18 protein-coding genes and 3 tRNA genes are annotated in these 18,562 nt (G+C 30.0%); 15 read left to right on the forward strand and 6 right to left on the reverse strand.

Annotation, left to right across the window (positions count from 1 at the left end):
* Nucleotide 1: 1 nt before the first annotated feature.
* Nucleotides 2–2,137, reverse strand: a complete 2,136-nt coding sequence (locus tag ACQYZ7_RS14535) for a TonB-dependent receptor plug domain-containing protein (protein WP_430730443.1) — start codon at nucleotides 2,135–2,137, stop codon at nucleotides 2–4.
* A gap of 95 nt (nucleotides 2,138–2,232) precedes the next feature.
* Between ACQYZ7_RS14535 and ACQYZ7_RS14540 the strand changes: the two genes are divergently transcribed.
* The 10 genes from ACQYZ7_RS14540 to ACQYZ7_RS14585 all read left to right on the forward strand — a co-directional run bounded on the left by ACQYZ7_RS14540 (nucleotide 2,233) and on the right by ACQYZ7_RS14585 (nucleotide 13,323).
* Nucleotides 2,233–3,135, forward strand: a complete 903-nt coding sequence (locus ACQYZ7_RS14540; protein WP_430730444.1) for a DUF6607 family protein — start codon at nucleotides 2,233–2,235, stop codon at nucleotides 3,133–3,135.
* Between the two features lie 7 nt (nucleotides 3,136–3,142).
* Nucleotides 3,143–4,636 (forward strand): ankyrin repeat domain-containing protein, encoded by a 1,494-nt coding sequence (locus ACQYZ7_RS14545; protein ID WP_430730445.1) that lies wholly within the window; start codon nucleotides 3,143–3,145, stop codon nucleotides 4,634–4,636.
* Nucleotides 4,637–4,647: 11 nt separating this feature from the next.
* Nucleotides 4,648–5,121 carry a DUF2271 domain-containing protein gene (locus ACQYZ7_RS14550; RefSeq protein WP_430730446.1) on the forward strand — a complete coding sequence of 158 codons (474 nt, stop codon included), beginning with the start codon at nucleotides 4,648–4,650 and terminating at the stop codon, nucleotides 5,119–5,121.
* A gap of 28 nt (nucleotides 5,122–5,149) precedes the next feature.
* Entirely contained in the window at nucleotides 5,150–7,327 is a 2,178-nt protein-coding gene (locus ACQYZ7_RS14555; protein WP_430730447.1) for a PepSY domain-containing protein, read from the forward strand.
* A gap of 213 nt (nucleotides 7,328–7,540) precedes the next feature.
* Complete coding sequence (locus ACQYZ7_RS14560) at nucleotides 7,541–7,756, forward strand: hypothetical protein (protein WP_430730448.1); 216 nt, start codon at nucleotides 7,541–7,543, stop codon at nucleotides 7,754–7,756.
* 31 nt (nucleotides 7,757–7,787) lie between these two features.
* Nucleotides 7,788–8,882: a hypothetical protein gene (locus ACQYZ7_RS14565; protein ID WP_430730449.1), complete on the forward strand. Its 1,095-nt coding sequence runs from the start codon at nucleotides 7,788–7,790 to the stop codon at nucleotides 8,880–8,882.
* A gap of 146 nt (nucleotides 8,883–9,028) precedes the next feature.
* Complete coding sequence (locus tag ACQYZ7_RS14570) at nucleotides 9,029–11,059, forward strand: sensor histidine kinase (RefSeq protein ID WP_430730450.1); 2,031 nt, start codon at nucleotides 9,029–9,031, stop codon at nucleotides 11,057–11,059.
* 18 nt (nucleotides 11,060–11,077) lie between these two features.
* Nucleotides 11,078–11,914, forward strand: coding sequence for a metallophosphoesterase (locus ACQYZ7_RS14575; RefSeq protein WP_430730451.1), 837 nt, complete (start codon nucleotides 11,078–11,080; stop codon nucleotides 11,912–11,914).
* Between the two features lie 6 nt (nucleotides 11,915–11,920).
* Nucleotides 11,921–12,670, forward strand: a complete 750-nt coding sequence (locus tag ACQYZ7_RS14580) for a LytR/AlgR family response regulator transcription factor (protein ID WP_430730452.1) — start codon at nucleotides 11,921–11,923, stop codon at nucleotides 12,668–12,670.
* A 95-nt stretch (nucleotides 12,671–12,765) separates the two neighbouring features.
* On the forward strand, nucleotides 12,766–13,323 hold the full coding sequence (locus tag ACQYZ7_RS14585; protein ID WP_430730453.1) for a YqgE/AlgH family protein: 558 nt from the start codon (nucleotides 12,766–12,768) through the stop codon (nucleotides 13,321–13,323).
* Nucleotides 13,324–13,325: 2 nt separating this feature from the next.
* Here the strand turns inward: ACQYZ7_RS14585 and ACQYZ7_RS14590 are convergent, their stop codons facing one another.
* Nucleotides 13,326–14,156 (reverse strand): aminotransferase class IV, encoded by an 831-nt coding sequence (locus ACQYZ7_RS14590; protein WP_430730454.1) that lies wholly within the window; start codon nucleotides 14,154–14,156, stop codon nucleotides 13,326–13,328.
* 104 nt (nucleotides 14,157–14,260) lie between these two features.
* A complete protein-coding gene (locus ACQYZ7_RS14595) occupies nucleotides 14,261–14,644 on the reverse strand; it encodes an START-like domain-containing protein (RefSeq protein ID WP_430730455.1) in 384 nt (127 codons plus the stop codon).
* 104 nt (nucleotides 14,645–14,748) lie between these two features.
* Between ACQYZ7_RS14595 and ACQYZ7_RS14600 the strand changes: the two genes are divergently transcribed.
* Nucleotides 14,749–14,822, forward strand: a tRNA-Met gene (locus ACQYZ7_RS14600).
* A gap of 34 nt (nucleotides 14,823–14,856) precedes the next feature.
* Here ACQYZ7_RS14600 and ACQYZ7_RS14605 read toward each other — a convergent pair.
* The gene (locus ACQYZ7_RS14605) at nucleotides 14,857–15,738 is read right to left on the reverse strand and encodes an MBL fold metallo-hydrolase (protein WP_430730456.1); all 882 of its coding nucleotides are present in this window, start codon (nucleotides 15,736–15,738) and stop codon (nucleotides 14,857–14,859) included.
* A gap of 43 nt (nucleotides 15,739–15,781) precedes the next feature.
* Complete coding sequence (locus ACQYZ7_RS14610; protein ID WP_430730457.1) at nucleotides 15,782–16,216, reverse strand: GNAT family N-acetyltransferase; 435 nt, start codon at nucleotides 16,214–16,216, stop codon at nucleotides 15,782–15,784.
* Nucleotides 16,217–16,245: 29 nt separating this feature from the next.
* Here ACQYZ7_RS14610 and ACQYZ7_RS14615 point away from each other — a divergent pair, with 29 nt between their 5' ends.
* Both ACQYZ7_RS14615 and ACQYZ7_RS14620 read left to right on the forward strand, forming a co-directional pair.
* Complete coding sequence (locus tag ACQYZ7_RS14615; RefSeq protein WP_430730458.1) at nucleotides 16,246–16,692, forward strand: GNAT family N-acetyltransferase; 447 nt, start codon at nucleotides 16,246–16,248, stop codon at nucleotides 16,690–16,692.
* Between the two features lie 295 nt (nucleotides 16,693–16,987).
* Nucleotides 16,988–17,128: a hypothetical protein gene (locus tag ACQYZ7_RS14620; protein ID WP_430730459.1), complete on the forward strand. Its 141-nt coding sequence runs from the start codon at nucleotides 16,988–16,990 to the stop codon at nucleotides 17,126–17,128.
* A gap of 503 nt (nucleotides 17,129–17,631) precedes the next feature.
* On the opposite strand, the gene ACQYZ7_RS14625 is transcribed toward ACQYZ7_RS14620, so the two are convergent.
* A complete protein-coding gene (locus ACQYZ7_RS14625; RefSeq protein WP_303507078.1) occupies nucleotides 17,632–17,826 on the reverse strand; it encodes a cold-shock protein in 195 nt (64 codons plus the stop codon).
* 530 nt (nucleotides 17,827–18,356) lie between these two features.
* On the opposite strand from ACQYZ7_RS14625, the gene ACQYZ7_RS14630 reads away from it, so the two are divergent.
* Nucleotides 18,357–18,429, forward strand: a tRNA-Gly gene (locus tag ACQYZ7_RS14630).
* Nucleotides 18,430–18,476: 47 nt separating this feature from the next.
* Nucleotides 18,477–18,549, forward strand: a tRNA-Gly gene (locus tag ACQYZ7_RS14635).
* Nucleotides 18,550–18,562: the final 13 nt, after the last annotated feature.

An 18,562-nucleotide genomic window follows, 5' to 3' on the forward strand; every position in this document is an offset into this window, starting at 1 on the left:
TTTAAAAATTGATATTATATAATAGTTTTAAATAGTATGAACGTCCGTATCCCAGTAAAAGAGAATTATTATTTACCGAGTGTACTCCACCAGTACTTGCATTACTTATATTTACATTCGTAACATCAAATAAATTTCTGGTTCCTAAAGTTGCTTGTAATTTGTTCCTTAAAAATGATTTCTTTACTGAAGCATCTAACCAATTGTAGGCTGCTGTTGTAGATTTTGAAAAAACTGAGTTCCCTTCATTATCTGTACCTGATGCTATATAATTTTGTTGTTTACCATTATGCTTTAACAATAAAGTAAATGCTGTTTGCCATTTTTCAACTTCATAAGTAGCACTCGTATTTAATTGAAATGAGTACAAGAAATCATTTTCTGCATTTGTCTCATTATTTGCAATCCGAGAAACTCCTTGCAAAGTTGCTCCTAAGTTAAATACCCAATTTTCCGCTTTGACTTTATTAGTAGAAGAAATTCCCCACAATTTATATGCATCAATATTTATATATTGATATTGTAAAGGGGATGAATTCACAATAGCTAAATCAATTTTATCTTTAACATCTATGTAGTTAATTTTTATACTGTTGAGTAATGATACATTTGTCTTATCAAACCAACTTCTTTTCTTTAAGTTTAATGAGGCTGAATATCCATTTTCTGGATTTAGATTTTCATTTCCCCTCATATCATGATTAGAATCTACAAGATAATAGTATAACTCTTCAAAATTTGGGGTTCTATATGAAGTCCCTACATTACCTCTAAGCTCAAAACCATTTTTAAGTAGATAGCAAACACTTAAAGCTCCTAAGAGTTTTGAAGAAAACAAAGAGTTATATTCATATCTCAAACCTGGGCGCACCATAAAAGAATCTGAAAAATTTATTTCAGAAGAACCATACAATGCATAGTTACTTTGAGTCTGTTTCTTATCTTGTTGAGTAACATCTCCAGACGCTTGTGTATCAAAACCACTTATATAGCGTGTTTCATAACCTAATTGAAAGTTATGCTTATCACTTTTTATAAAGTCATTAATGGCTCCTTTAGAAAAGAACACTTCACTTGACTGATAAACCTCGTCAATTTCATTTGTTTTTTTACCACTAAGTATATAATAATTAAATTCATTTAAGTACCGCTTTTGAGTTTGGTAAGAAGCTGATAAAAAATAAGTAATCCCTGTTTTAAATTGACCGTTTAAATTTAAGCTATTAACAAACCTGTTTGTTCTAAAAAATCTATCTGTTGCTGATGGGTTACTAGTTTGAGTTTCTGAATCAATATTGGCTCGCACACTAGCGTTGTAAAAGTTTATTAACTCATTAAAATAGTTCAGTCTATAGCTGATATTAAAACCTTCTTTTTTATAGTTTAAGAAACCATTTGTATTAATTTGTGTTTTTGGCAACCAACTATATCCTCTTAAACCATCGTTTTTATAATAATCTCTTCCTCTTCTATTATCAAAAAAACCAGCAAATTCATTCCTATTAAAACTAACCCTAGTAAACAAATTTTCTGATATATTATGTGCTACATTCACACTTTGAATATGTCTTCCTTTATCAAAAAAAGAAAATTCATCACTAACTGTTTCTTCTTGCAAAGCTGCTCTGATATTCCATTTACTCCTTACTGATTTTTTGGTAATTATATTAATTACCCCAGATACTGAATTAGCTCCATACTCCACTCCCATTGCTCCTTCTACTATTTCTATACGCTCAACATCATCTAAATTAACTTGAGTTAAATCTATATTATTTCCCAATCCATTATCACTAACTAATGGAATATTATCTATCAAAATATTGAAATATTGTGAGTCTAATCCAAAAAAAGAAACGGTAGACTTACCTGATTGAGAGTTTGGGACAACAGTTAGGTTTAGATTAAAATTTAATAAATCTGCTAAATTGTTTGCTGCTTGTTTCTCTATCTGTTTTTTATCTATAACTGTTACATTATGTACAGACTTTTTTATTGATTGTGGATTGTACTGCCCTGTAATTACAACCTCTTCTAATTCATTGTAATAAATACTGTCTTGCTTACTCTCTTCTTGTGAAAAAGAGGATAACGTAACAAACAATAATAAAATTCTAATAATTTTATTTAGAAACATTCTTAATAATTTTCCTGCAAATATATCTTTTATTTTTAATCAATCTAAATAAAAGTTATATTTTTGTCGAAAAATAAAATCAAACAAAACTCACGATGAAAAAAATACTATTAGGTAGTTTATTACTACTATCTGCACTTACCATTAATGCTCAAAATAATAAGAAAAAAGATAGAGCAGCTATAAAAGAAATGTGTGGTTGTTATGAAGTAACTTTCAATTTTGCTGAGACTTTTAACAACAGTAAAGACTCTCTTTATAAGCCTTCTAAAACAAAAAAAGACAAAGCTTTAGAGTGGGCAGAATTAGTTGTTGACGAAAACAACAAAATTTCAATTCAACATTTATTACAAGTAGGAAATCCTTCAAATCCGCATATAGTTAAACACTGGAGACAAGATTGGTTATACGAAAACACTGATTTTTACATGTATAATGGCGATAACAACTGGCTATATCAAACCAAACCAAAATCAGAAGTTAAGAAACAATGGACTCAAAAAGTGTATCAAGTAGATGATAGTCCACGATATGAAGGCTCTGCTACTTGGGTTCATGTAGATGGAAAAAGCTACTGGGAAAACACTACTGATGCACCATTACCAAGAAGAGAATACACTAAAAGAAGCGATTATAATGTAACTGAAAGAGGAAATCGCCATGAAATTACGAGTTACGGTTGGTTACACGATCAAGATAACAAAAAAATTATACGAGAAACTGGTAAAAAAGATGTTGTTATAGCCCACGAAAAAGGTTATAACACCTACGTTAAAGTAGCTGATAGAAAATGTAAAGCTGCACAAGATTGGTGGAAAAAGAACACTAATAAATGGCAACTAGTTAGAAATAAATGGGCTGAAGTTTATGGCAGAAATACCAACCTTTCTTTAGAACAAAAAGTAGATAACAAACCTTTATACAAACACTTATTTTCTGAAGAGACTTCAGAAGAAGAACAAATTGATAAAGCAATAGAATCTTTTGTAAAAAAGTAGAATACACATGAAAAAACAACACATAACATTTGCTCTTGTACTTTTTATTAGTGCAATTCAAGCACAAACAAAAAACATCTTTTTTGAAAGGTCTTTTTGGCAAGAAAAACCTACCATTGAACTTGTTGAACAAAAAATAGAAGAAGGGAATAGTGCGATAGCATTAAATCCGAATGGATTTGATTCTGTTACTTATGCTATTCTTGCAAATGCACCTAATAAAACAATCAAACATTTACTTACTAAAAAAGGAAATGGTGTCAACAAAATTACACACGATAAAAGAACCTATGTTTTTTGGGCTGCTTATAAAAACAATGTTGAAATTATGAAGCATTTGATAGCTAACAATGCTCGTATGGACTTAAAAGATTCTCATCAATTATCTCCGTTGACTTTTGCTGCAAATGCAGGACAAACTAATAAAGAAATTTATGAGTTGTGCATTCAAAACGGAATTGACATCAAAACAGATGTTGATGAACACGGAGCCAATGCCCTACTATTAGTATTACCTAGCTTAAAAAATTTATCTTTTGCAAAATACCTTACTTCTAAAGGGTTGAGCTTACACAGTGTTGATAGTGATGGTAATGGCGCTTTTAATTATGCTGCTAAAAAAGGCAACAAAAAAATGTTAGAACTCCTAATAAAAAAAGGATTGCCTTATAAAAAACTTAATAAAAAAGGTGGTAACGCTATATTATTAGCTACGCAAGGTTCTCGAAGTGGCTACAACACTTTAAAGTTTTTTAAATATTTAGAGAGTTTAGGTATCAAACCTAACATTACTAACAAAGAAGAAAAAACACCGCTTCATAATTTAGCTCGTGGCAACAAAGATTCAAATACCTTCAACTATTTCCTTGATAAAGGTGTAAATGCTAATCAAGTTGACGATAACGGTAACACTTCTTTAATTATCGCAGCTAGTAGAAATTCTTTAGAAATTGTTCAGTTATTATCAGAAAAAACAAAGAACATCAATCACACAAACAAAAAAGGGAATTCAGCACTTACTTATGCTGTTGAATACAACTCTGAAACTGTTGTAGATTACTTAGTAAAAAATAAAGCTAATATTCAAGTAAAAGATGCTAATGAAAATTCATTAGCATATTATTTAATTAAAAGTTATCATCCGAAGAAAGTTAATGATTTTAATGAAAAAATGAGTCTTTTAGCTAATAATGGATTAAACTTAACACAACTCCAAGCTAATAACAATACTTTATTTCATATTGCGGTAGAGAAAAACAGCATCGATTTACTAAAAAAAGTAAATACTTTAAAAATTGATGTAAATGCAAAAAATAGCGAAGGCTTAACTCCATTACATTTAGCTGCTATGCAGGCTAATAATACCAAAGTAATAAAATATTTATTAAGTATTGGAGCTAACAAATCAATTACTACTGATTTTGATGAAACAGTACACGATTTAGCTAAAGAAAATGAAATCTTAAACAAGAAAAAAATAGATATTAGCTTTTTAAAATAAATCAATATAAAATGAAAAAAATCATAGCTCTTTTTATAACTGTATTAACATTAATGGCTTTTAATACAAATGATAGCGCCACATACAAATGTATGATTCAGATGAAAAATTATACTGGTGAAGGTGCTTACATCGCTATTTCATTATTAAGCCCTAATGGAGAATACGAACAAACATTGTACGTTCAAGGTGATGATGAAGAATGGTACTCTGATATTACTGAATGGTGGAAATTCCAAGGAAAGGTTCGTACAGATATTGACGCTGTTACTGGTGCAACCATTAGCGGAGGTAACCGAGCAATTACCGTTTTAAAAATTGATAACGATAAAATTAACAAAGGATATAAAATTAGATTTGAATCGGCTGTAGAAGATCAAGAGTACTACAAAAACGATGTAGAATTTGAATTAACTACCGATAATCTTAAAGGTAAATTTGAAGGAAATGGGTTTATTCGTTACATCCGCTTAATGCCTCAATAATTTTACTAAATAGAAATAGCTAACAAAAATGACCACTTCTATATGGAGATATAGCCACTTAACTTTGGCTATATCTTCTTTCCTTTTCGTACTCGTTGCTGCCGTTACAGGTATTGTTTTATCTTTTGAACCTATCTCAAAACAGCTTTCAGACTACAGTATTTCTAATACTGAAGAAATTACACTTGCTCAAACAATTTCTGAACTACAAAAACAATACGACGAAATAATTTCTATCACTATTGATGAGAATGATTTTGTAACAGCTTCGGTAGTTACCAAAGAAGGAAAAAGTGACACATTTTATGTAAACCCAACTACAGGAGAAAAATTAGGTAATATGGAAAAAAAGAAACCTATTTTTCAGTTTGCTACTAGCTTACACAGATCTTTATTTTTAAAATCTACAGGAAGATTTATCGTTGGCTTTATTTCATTTTTACTTTGTTTAATTGCGGTAACTGGACTCATACTAATTGCTAAACGACAAGGTGGATTCAAACAATTTTTTTCTAAAATTGTAAAAGAAAATTTTGAACAGTATTATCATATTATAATTGGTCGTTACACATTTATTCCGATAATTATCATCACACTAACAGGAGTGTATTTATCACTAGATAGATTTTCAGTTTTACCCAAAGAAAAAATTAATCACTCTTATAATTTTTCTTCAGCTTCTTCTAACAAAAAAATAGCAGTTGCTGATTTCCCTACATTTAAAAACACCTCTCTAAACGAAGTAAAAAGCGTAGAATTCCCTTTTTCTGAAGATGAGGAAGATTACTTTTTTGTAAAACTAACCGATAGCGAGCTACTAATTCATCAGTATACAGGAACGATCATTAGTAAAGAAAACCTTTCTTTAACAAGTATACTCTTAAACTGGAGTTTATTATTACACACAGGAAACGGAACAATTATTTGGTCAATTGTATTATTACTTTCTTCAATATCTATCCTGTTTTTTATCTATTCAGGGTTTTCGATGACCTTAAATAGAACACAGAAAAAAACGCTTCCAAAAAATAAAACTACTAAAGACAATGCCGAAATTATTATTTTAGTAGGTTCAGAAACAAACAATACCTACCCTTTTGCTTCGTCTTTACACAATGCTTTAATTAAAAGCAATAAAACTGTTTTCATTGACATCTTAAACAACTATGCTTCGTATAAGGGTGCGAAACATCTAATCATATTAACTTCAACTTACGGAGAAGGTGAAGCTCCTTCTAATGCTAATAAATTCACACAGTTAGCTCAACAAACAACTATTCAAAATACAGTTAACTATTCGGTTGTAGGTTTTGGTTCTAGGGCATACCCTCATTTTTGTCAATTTGCTATTGATATAGATATTACACTACAGCAACTTCCTAAGTTTAAAACTCTTGTACCTGTTTATAAAATCAATAATCAATCCTTTCAAGATTTTAAAACTTGGGGACATTTATGGAGCGAAAAAACTGAAATTAATTTTGAATTGACACAAGAGGTAAAAAAGCAAAAAAAACAACAAACTTTTACCACAGTTTCTAAAACTGACTTAAACAACGACGATTCCTTTTTGGTCCGCTTACAACCAACTAAAAAAATTCGTTTTAACTCTGGTGATTTATTAGCTATCACACCAAAAGAAGACAATATTGAACGTTTATATTCTGTTGGTAAAATAGATGATGATATTATACTTAGTATAAAAAAACATGAACTTGGAGTATGCTCTAACCTACTCTATCAACTAGAAGAAAACGAACCAATTCAAGCAAATATTCAACAAAATAAAGACTTCTATTTTCCCAAGAAAAAGAAAGAAGTAGTCCTTATTGCTAACGGAACAGGTATTGCTCCTTTTTTAGGAATGTTACAACATAAAAATGGTACAAAAGCGCATTTATTCTGGGGAGGAAGAACTAAAGAGTCTCTAAGAATGTATACTCCTTTGTTAAAAAACATAGAACACAACAATATTCATATTGCCTATTCTCAAGAACAACAGAAAGAGTATGTACAAGATTTATTATTAAAAGAAGAGACTACAATTACTACTGTTTTACAAAACAGAGGAACCATCATGATTTGTGGTTCTATCAAAATGCTAAAAGGTGTTGAGAAGGTATTAGAACAGATAACTTCAAATAAACTAAACACATCTTTAGATCACTTTAAAAAGAATAATCAAATTAAAACGGATTGTTATTAATAGATTAAAAATAGTTTTTCTATTAGAATACAATCAAGATATTTAGATTACCCAATTATCAGGTTCCTACTGGATAATTGGGTATATTTTTTCTACATTTAATTACCTTTCATATAAAAATCAACGAATTCTAATTTATCTACTACGAATTCTAATTTACTCCAAATTAGCCTCTACATCTGTGGTAATTTTGATCATATAAAAACAACAATTATGTGGTCTAACAACAATTATTCATCAGTATTAAAAATGTATTTAGGAAAATACACAAGTTTAAAATTACAAATAAACACAAGCGGATTAATCGCTTCTGTTGAAAAACAAGAAAACGGTCAATGGATTAATGACCGAAACCTTCCTAACATCTTAAATAAACTATCAACTAGTATGAATTTAGGAAAGGATGTAACCATCATTTTACAACAATAATAGTAACTATAATAACCTTAAAACAAAAACTATGAAACAAAACATTTTAAAAGTAGGTACAGTAATGGGATTACTACTACTAATCGGAGTATTTTCAAGTTGCAACAACACAAAAAGCGACAATAAAAATCAAGAACTGGGAAACATTGCTACCACTGAAGAAACAATTGAAAAATCAGTTGTAGAATACAGAAAGCCCGTGGTATTTATTACAGGAAACGACAAAGGAAACAGTCATTTTTACGACAGTGCCAGAGTATATTTTAAAGAAAAAAACTATGAAATAATCAATGGTAAATATTCAGTAGAAGAAATTATTTCTTGGATGAATAAGAATACTACTGAAAATCCTTACGGAGAAGTTCACATCGTAAATAACAACAATCCTTTCCAAGCAATGAGCTTAGAAACTGTAGTTAATGGAGATAAAGTAACCACTGAAACTTTACAAAAAACAATTACTAAAGGTGCATTACCCTCTGTAAAAAGTGAAGCTATTACAGATGATACTAGAATTATTTTTCACACCAATCAATTGGCAGAAAACACTGATTTAGTAAACACTTTAAAAAGTGCTTTTATAACCAAAAATAAAATCCCTCAAGTAGTTGTATCACCATACTATAATGTTTTTGGAGGTGAATTTTCGAACCATTATTTAGCACAACCGTACTATGTATTTTATCCAACTGCTAATTCACCTGGGAAAGTAGATTTATCAAAAGAAATCGCTAAAAAATATCCAGAAGAAAAGGAAATTGCTTGGTACGATGCTTTAAACAATGAAAGAGAGCGTTATGTAGGAGAGCCTTATACTATTCAGTATATCATTCCTGTAAATCTAGAATTAGATTATCATAACTCTGACAACGAAATTCCTCACTTTGTAATGCAAGAAGAAATCATGGATTTCATTGCTAGCGAAGAAGGTTTAATGGAGGAAGTTGAGAAAACAAATATTCCTGTAGAAAAATTTAGATGGACGTATACTGTAAAAAACAGTCAATTAATTATAAAAGGTAAATCTTCTGCACTATGTGTTTTAAAACCTTTAACTAAACCTTACGGAGAGTTAGAGCATGTAAAACCAGATACCAATAACAAACGTTTATACGCTATGAAGTAACTAATAATTGTTGAACAAACGTCATTACGAACTTAGGAAAACCTCATAATAAAAGTAATTACTTCAACCTCCTTCCCTTCGTAATGACGTTTAATTTAAGTATGTTTGTTATAATGAAAACCCAACATCATATTACAAAAACAACTATGAAAAACAGTTTTGTATTGAGTACTCAAAAACACTCAATACAAAATTCTGTTTTTTTACTACTTTGCTGTTTTTTTTATGGCCTGATAAGTATTTCTGCCCAAAACCACCCTTTAAAAACCTACACAAAAAACAACGGGTTACCTAGCTTACATATAAACAACGGTATTCAAGATAAAACTGGTTATATATGGTTAGCATCTAACAACGGGTTAATACGTTTTAATGGAAATGAGTTTACAACATTTACTACAAAAAGTGGACTAGTTTCTAACAGTATCAATACTGTTTCCACAAAAGAAAACACCGTTTTTATTGGCACCAACAAAGGTTTAAGTATAAAAAATCATCGTGGGATTACTAATTTTGAAGGCAACAATGTTAACTGTATTTTAATTACAAAAAATCACACTTTTTTAGGCACTGACAAAGGAATTGTTAGGGTTCGTGAAGACTACCTCTCTCCCTTACGTACCAATTTTCAAATTGACCTAAACCGTGTAAATGATATGTTATTCGACGGAGAGTTTTACTGGATAGCAACGAACAAGTCTTTATGGAAACTCGACAAACTTATCAATCCGAAAGTTCTAAAAAGAATTGATGTAAATAACTATACTTCCATTTTAATTAATGGTGAAACCGTTGTTGCAACTACCTACAATAAAGGTCTTAAGTTTATTACAAACGATGAAGTAGAAACACAAACCATCACCACACAAAATATTACTGGCATCAAAAAAATAGATGAACAGTTTTGGATTATTTCAGATGATGGAGGTATTGAAGTTTTAGATGTTAATTTTAACTTTGTTAGAAACATTAATAAATACAACACCTTAACCACCAATAAAATTACTAGTGCTTTTCAAGACAACGAAAAAAACACTTGGGTTTCTACAAAAGACAAAGGGGTTTACTTCATTAAAAGTGATAAACCTGTACAGAAAAAGCCTACTATTTATTTTGAAAACATCGAGGTTGTTTTTACTTCTCTAGATAGTATTAATATTAACAACTACAAAAAAACGCTACAGCTACCTGCTGATAAAAACCATATTTCGTTTTATTACAAAACTATCAATATTAGTAATTCTAATAAGTTAGAATATCGATACAAGCTTAACAACCAAGCAAGTCCTTGGAGTAGCAAGAGTACAATTGATTTAGCTTATTTATCTCCAGGAAACTACACCTTTTCCGCTCAATCAAGAGTAGGAAAAACAGAAAGTAATCCTATTGAGTTTAGTTTTTTTATTGACACACCTATCTATAAGAAAAACTGGTTTATTTGGTCTAGCGTTGGATTAGCCTGTTTAATTTTAACTCTCACTATTTGGTTATACATTCGAAGAATTCAAGCTAAGAATAAAGCTAAGGTAGCGAAGCTAGAGCTGGAAAACCACTTAATATCACTAGAGCAAAAAGCATTACAATTACAGATGAATCCACATTTTATTTTCAATGTTTTAAATGGAATTAAGGCATTAGGTAATTCGGGTAAGTCGGCAGAATTAAATACTACAATTAGTAAGTTTGCCACACTTTTACGTGGTGTTTTACACAACTCTAGACAAGAAGAAATTAGTTTAGCAGAAGAAATTACAACGTTAAAAAACTATATTGAACTGGAACAACAGATGAACTCAAACACTTTTGAGTATTCTATAACTACAAACCTTACCATAGATTCTGAAGAAATTTTAATTCCGCCAATGCTTATACAACCTTTTGTTGAGAATAGTATAAAACATGGAATTTCTTCTGTAGAAAATGGAAAAATTGAGATTAATTTCTCTGTAAATAGAGACCTTTTACATTGTGAAATAGTAGATAACGGGATTGGAATTCATCAATCAAAAGGACTAAAAAAAGTAAGCTCACATAAATCGGTAGCTTTAAAAGTTACACAAGAGCGAATTCAAAATTTATCAAACAAAAGTACTTTTTCTATAAGTGAAATACGCAAAGAGAGCGAAATAACAGGAACTAAAGTGCTTTTTAAAATTCCTTTAAAAACCGATTTTTAAAAACTCAGTAATTAAACTATGAAAAGAAGAAAGTTCGTTAAAAAATCGCTACTTAGTCTTATCGGAACAGGTTTGTTAACTGGTCTTTATAGTTGGCAAATAGAACCCAACTGGTTAGAGTTTGTTAAAAAAAAAATGCCTATTAAAAACTTACCTCAAAGTCTAACAGGTAAAACACTTATGCAAATAAGTGATATTCATATAGGAAACCGATTTGATTACACTTACATTATAGACTCTTTTAAAAAAGCACAAAATTTAAATCCTGATTTTGTAGTTTACACAGGAGATTATGTTAGTTATGATAACGAAGAACAGTTTGAACAATTAAAAGAAGTTTTAAATTTTTCGGTGAAAGGAAAAATTGCTACAATTGGTATTTTAGGAAATCATGACTATGGAAAAAACTGGAAAGAAACGAACGTATCTAATAAAATATCCGACTTATTAAAACAATCGGGAGTAACAGTTTTAAGGAATGAACAAAAAGAATATAGCGGTTTAAATTTTATAGGGCTTGACGATTATTGGGGAACAAATTTTAATCCAGAACCAATTATGAGTCAATATAACGACAAAATAGCAAACCTTGTATTATGCCATAACCCTGACGTTTGTGATTTAGATGTTTGGAACAATTACAAAGGGTGGATTCTTGCTGGTCACACACACGGAGGACAAGTAAAACCTCCTTTTTTACCTCCATTTATGATCCCTGTAAAAAACAAAAAATATGCTTCTGGAGAAATAGATTTAGAAGACGGTAGAACTTTATATATAAATAGAGCATTAGGTCACTTATGGCAGGTACGATTTAATGTAAGACCAGAAATAACACTTTTCGAGTTAATTTAAAACACTATGACAAAACTTACTGCAATTTTAGTAGATGATATGCCTACAGCTTTAAATATGTTGCAAAACGACCTTACTCAGTTTCATACAGAAATTGAAATTATTGGCACTGCTAAAAGTGTGGTTGAAGCTTCAAAAGTTTTACGTAAACAACAACCAGATATTTTATTTTTAGATATTATGTTAGGTGATGGTACAGGTTTCGATGTTTTAGAAATTCATCCAAACCTATCTTCAAAAATTATTTTTGTTACAGCTAGTGACGAGTATGCTATTAAAGCTTTTAAGTTTGCTGCTATTGACTATGTACTAAAACCATATTCAAATGACGATTTAACAAATGCTATTAGCAAAGCAAAAAATCAAATTAAACCCGATAAAGAACAGTTAACTGTACTTCAACAATCCATTACAAAACCAAATCAACGTCCTAAAAAGATATCATTAAACACTTCTGACAAGATAATGGTAGTAAATTTAGATGATATTGTTCGTTGTCAGTCAGATAATAATTACACAGAGTTTTTTATGAATGATGGGCAAAAAATATTGGTTGGAAAAACTTTAAAACACTTTGCAGACATGTTAAAAGAATATGATTTCTTACGTGTACACCAAAGCCATCTTATTAATATTCAATTCATTAAAGAATTCATAAAATCTGATGGTGGTTATTTAGTTTTAAAAAACAAAACAACGGTTCCTGTTTCAGTTCGTAAAAAAAATGAAGTTATTAGCGTTTTAGAAAAAATGTAATTACCGTTTTTTTCCTATTTCCTCTGGTTTTTTAACACTTTTGTTAAAATTTTATTAAAATTTTATTTACCTTAGTGTTTATAAACTAAAAAATTATGGTTGCATTTAAACCGGAAAAAGGTAGGTTGTTAATTGCTGAACCAGCAATTTTAAATGATAGTTCTTTTAAAAGAACCATTGTTTTACTTACTGAACATAATGAGAAAAGTTCGGTGGGTTTTATTTTAAACAGACCTTTAGACCACGTACTTAGCGATTTAGTTCCTGAGATAGACTGTGATTTTACAGTATATCAAGGCGGACCAGTAGAACAGGATAACTTATATTTTATCCATAAAGTTCCACACTTACTTCCTGATAGTATTGAAGTTGCAAACGGTATTTACTGGGGGGGAAATTTTGATCTTTTAAAAGAGTTATTAAACAGTAAACAGTTAAAGGCTGGTGATATTCGTTTCTTTCTAGGATATTCTGGTTGGGGAACAAACCAACTGGAAGAAGAGTTATTAATGAGCTCTTGGTTTATAGCAGAGAATGACTACGAAAATATTTTAACCACCAATGACCAGAATTTCTGGAAAGACAAATTATTGCAGCGAGGTGGTAAGTATAAAATTTGGGCTAATGCTCCTAGCGATATTCAAATGAACTAGCTCTAGCTAGTTACTATTGCAAGCTTTAAGCTACTTTTTATTTTATTCGTTATTTCTGTTGAAAACTCTTTTTTACGATAATTGGTAACTGACTGAATTCCAACAATAGCATTGGTTATAAAAACTTCGTCTGCTTTTTGAATTTCGAAAGGAGAAATAGTAGTTTCTTCTATTGTATATTCTGGGTGCTTTTCTATAATTTCAATTACTTTTTTTCTGATAATTCCTTTAATACAGCCTTCAGTTAAAGCAGGAGTTTTTATGACACCTCCTTTTATTATAAAAATATTTCCGTTAATAGATTCAACGACTCCTTTACGTTCATTTAGCAAAATACAGTTATCTAAATCATTTTCTTCAGCAAAAACAGCAGCCAATGTATTCAACATTCTATTTGTTGTTTTAATCGTTGAAAGTAATCCTGAATAATTATAAAAATCTTTAAAAACATCCATTCTATACACCTCTTTTTCCGTGTACTCTAATGGAGTTCCTTCAATTATATAATCTATCTCATTTGTAACTGGAGCATACAAACCTCCATCTTTTCTAAAAACAGTTAATCGTACTCTGTAAGTAGAAGATTTAGGTAATTCTTTTATTACTTTGAGAATTTCATCTTGTAAAAACTCAAGGGTAAACTCCATAGGTATCTTCATACGAAGCATTCGCATCGATGCCATTAACCTAAAATAGTGGTCTTCAACAAAAACAACTTTACCATTTAATACTTTGATTGTTTCAAAAATAGCATCTCCATATTTAAAAGCTCTATTCTTTGTTGAAATTTGTACTTCGTTATCAGAAATTAAAGTTCCATTAAAGTTTACCATTTCTTAAAATTTTAATTGCAAACTTACAATTTAGGTGAATATTAGCCACAAAAAAACTCGACAAAATTGCCGAGTTTATCTTTTAGTTCTTTTCTCCTTGTATGTTAAGCTCCTATTGTATGCTTTAATTCTTCTATTTGATTTTGCCAAAGCATTTTTGCTTCTTCTGCATCGTCTTCATCATCAGCAAAATCTGTAACAATTACAGCAACATCTTTTGTTAATGGATCTACCTCTATTTTAAACTCAAAATAACTATCATCACCTTCACTTTCAGTCCATTTAAACTTAATACGCTCGTCTGCTTTCTTGGTAATAATCTTTGCTTCTTCTTCAGAATCATCCCAAATAAAAGTAATAAGCTTTCCTCGTGAATTCACTCTGTCTGCAAACCATTCTTCTAAACCTGCTGGTGTTGCAAAATATTGATATAACATGCTTGGAGATGCATGAATAGGGAACTCTAACTCAAATTTAACTTTGCTCATTTATTTTTTTCTTTAAGTGCCAATATATATAATTATTTTTTAAAAAAAAATTTAAATGTTTGTTGCCTAAAACCAAAAAGTAATTATATTTGCACCCGCAATCAGGCGAGGTAGCTCAGTTGGTTAGAGCGCAGGATTCATAACCCTGAGGTCGGCAGTTCAAATCTGCTCCTCGCTACAAAACCCAAATCATTCGATTTGGGTTTTTACTTTTACTTCATTTTCAAACTTTTATAAATCGCTTCTTTTATTTTTTCTTCTGTAATCCAGCCATTATAATTTTTATAACTTTCCGTTATTGTAAGGTTATTTTTAATCTCTTCTAAACTTGCTCCTTTTTTAATTTCTGACACTACAACGCTTTTTAAGTCTTTTAACATCTCTAAATATACTTTCAACTCTTTTTTTGACGACACGTTTCCATGTCCAGGAATTATTTGAGTATCATCATCGGCTAGCATTATCATTTTTTGAATACCTTCTATGTATCCATCAATAGATCCTCCAGAGTCTATATCTATGTATGGAAACTTTCCTTGAAAGTAAGCATCCCCTACATGCAACACATTACTATTTCCAAAATACACTAACGCATCACCATCAGTATGTGCATTATGAATATGTGTAATCATAATCGGTTCATCGTTAATATAAAACTGTATATCTTCTGAAAATGTAATGATTGGTAACGCTTCTTTTGGTGATACAGGTCTTTTTTTACCTCTAATAACCTGACCTGTACTCATACGTTTACGTACGTTTTTATGAGATACTATCACAGCACCTTCTTTTTGAAAGTTAGCATTTCCACCTGTATGGTCTCCGTGCCAATGCGTGTTAATCAAGTAGGTTATAGGTTTGTCTGTAATCGTTTTGATGGTAGCTAGTATCTTTTTACTTAAAGGAGCAAATTGATCATCAATCATAAATACCCCATCCTCTCCTATAAAAATTCCTATATTACCTCCTTGTCCTTTTAAAACATATATATTCTCTGTTAGTTTTTCGGGAATAATTTTCACTTCTTTTTGCTGTGAAAATATATTAAATGAGAATAAAGAACATAAAATAAGTAATAACGCTAGAGTTTTCATTTTAAAGTGTTTTAGTTTTGAGTAATGGTCGACAAACAAACTTCTAGTTTACAATATAATACATTTTATAATGAAGCCCAACTTGCTCTACTTCAAACTCCTCTCCTATTATTGTAAAACCCAAACTTTCATAAAAACCAGTAGCTTCTTTTCTTGCATTACACCATAAAGTAGTAATATCCTTACTCTTTAAAACACTTTTAGCTTCTTCTACTAACATTCTTCCGGCTCCCATCCCTCTAACTTCTGGTAATGTTGCCATTCCTCTTAATTGAAATTGCTCACCTTTAATAACATCAGTTTTATTCTGTATAAAAGATGCTATACCTACCAATTTATTATTGTGAAAAGCCCCTAAATGAAAAGTACTTTCATGCTCATCTTCTTTAAACTTATAAGGTAGGTCAACGTTATTTCGTAAAACAGTTAATCGAATATTATAAGTTTCTTGAGCTGATATATTTTTTATTTTTATCATCTTAAATTTCTTTAATCCAAAAATACAGAATGAATATAAGTTTTAACCTAATTAGTAAAGAAGATATTCTTACAATCCTTCCTCTTTTACGTAAAGCAAACACCACTACACCGCAAGATATTTTAGAAGTTAGAGTTTTAGAAATGGCTGAATATTCAAACTATGAATGTATTGGAGTTTATGATGATGATAAGCTTATAGGTATTTGCGGACTTTGGTACAGCACTAGACACTATATTGGTAAAAGCGTAGAGCCTGATCATGTGATTGTTGACGAAGCATACAGAGGTAATAATATTGGTAAACAACTTTTTAAATGGGTTTATGATTACACAAAACTCAAAGGTTATGAGGCTGTTGAGTTAAACACCTATACTGCTAATAGAAAGTCTCATAAATTTTATTATAACGAAGGCTTTGAAATATATGGTTTCCATTTTCTTAAAGTTATAAGAGATGAAAAATCTTTCTTCTAGGATACTTCAAATAAGTTCGAAAAAGTAACATAAAACCTTACTTATATTACGTTTTTTTTATTTTATTATTCATTAAATTCTAATTAACTTCGTAGTACTTAAGAGACGTCTTAAGTTCTTTTTTATAGCAATTTTCCCACTCAATCTTTGAGTGGGTTCTTTTTTTATCACTCATACTACAGTTTTTTGTATGTTAATTTTAGTTAAGTAAGGATTATCCTTACTTTTATTATGTCTTTTTCTTATTAATCTTAATTTTTACTTTTTAAATTTGAGAAACTTTAAAACTTAAATTATGTTAAAGAACATTTCAATCTTAGGTTCTGTATTGAACAAAAAAGAACAACAAACAATCAAAGGAGGATACAACCCTTGCTGCATAGCTTCAGGTCCTAATCAAAACACTTCTTGTTGTGTACCTGTTCAAGAGAAATAATTCTGGGTGGCTTTTATGCCACTTTTTCACATTACATAACCATTCTTTTTATAACCATATTCCTGTCTAAAGAAAAAAGATCGGGTTAACTACAGTTTTACTTTATTCTATTTTTAATAATTTTGCTCACATGCATGGACTTATTATAAACACATTATTCTTAATATTCTTTTTTATGAGAAAAGGTTCAAGTTTTCTTATAAGTAGATCAAAAAACTTCCATAAAAACATAGAACAACTCTAGCTGACAAAGACAGATTTTTCAATTTTTTCCAACTCTTTTTTAATATATTTTCATCAGTTACTATTCTTTTAGTCTTTATTATTTGGTTCAGATTTCTCACTTCTTAAACCTATACTCTTTTTATTACTCTTGAGTTCTGAGTTTGGATTACCTTTTATTTTAAAAGGTAATTCGCTTAAAAATTAAACATAAAAAAAGACTATCTTTTCAGATAGTCTCTTTTGTATAGTTAGGTTTAGGTTATAAAATAACCACAACTTTAATCTACAATTTCTACATTAAAAGCGTTTAAGCCTTTTTTACCTTGTTCGGTATCGTAACGTACTTTGTCATTCTCTCTAACATCGTCAATTAACCCTGAGTTGTGTACAAAAATATCTTCTCCTGATTCTGATGATGTAATAAATCCAAATCCTTTTGAGCTGTTAAAAAATTTTACTGTGCCTTCTTGCATCTTACTTAAATTTTAAATTATTATATATTGTTGTGTAAAAGAAGAACCTTTATATGACCTTTTATAATGTTATTACACATTTATAAAAAGCTATTATGCTTATAAACACTTAAAAAAAATAAAGGAATAATGAAATAAAAAAAGGCAAGAAGAGAATAAACTCAAAAAAACTAATTAATATATATACTACCTTGAAATAATTAAGGTGTTCTACTTGAACGTGGCAAAGATAATCTTTTTTAATTGATTATCTGTAAATTAGTTTCTTTTTAATTTTTAAATCATGTTAAGCATCATAATTCACGATACTCCACAGGAATATTAAAACTGGTTTTAGTACACTTTGTTACAGTAAAAAATTTAGATTTTATGCTCATATCTAAAAATGCTCTTGTTGTATATATTTTTTTCAAAACCTTATAGTATTCACTTTCTGAAAGTTATACCTAAATAGTGAATTTTTCATTATTTTTTTTCAAAAAAGTCTTTGCAGATATTAGAAACAGTCTTATATTTGCAACCGCTTTACTGCGGGAGTAGCTCAGTTGGTAGAGCGTCAGCCTTCCAAGCTGAATGTCGCCAGTTCGAACCTGGTCTCCCGCTCTAATTAAAAACATAGCAAGTAATTGCTAAAAACTTTACCAATCAATGCGAGAGTAGCTCAGTTGGTAGAGCGTCAGCCTTCCAAGCTGAATGTCGCCAGTTCGAACCTGGTCTCTCGCTCAAAAAAAACCGA

This window comes from Tenacibaculum sp. SDUM215027 (genome assembly GCF_050566205.1).
In the GTDB taxonomy this organism is placed as follows: Bacteria; Bacteroidota; Bacteroidia; order Flavobacteriales; family Flavobacteriaceae; genus Polaribacter.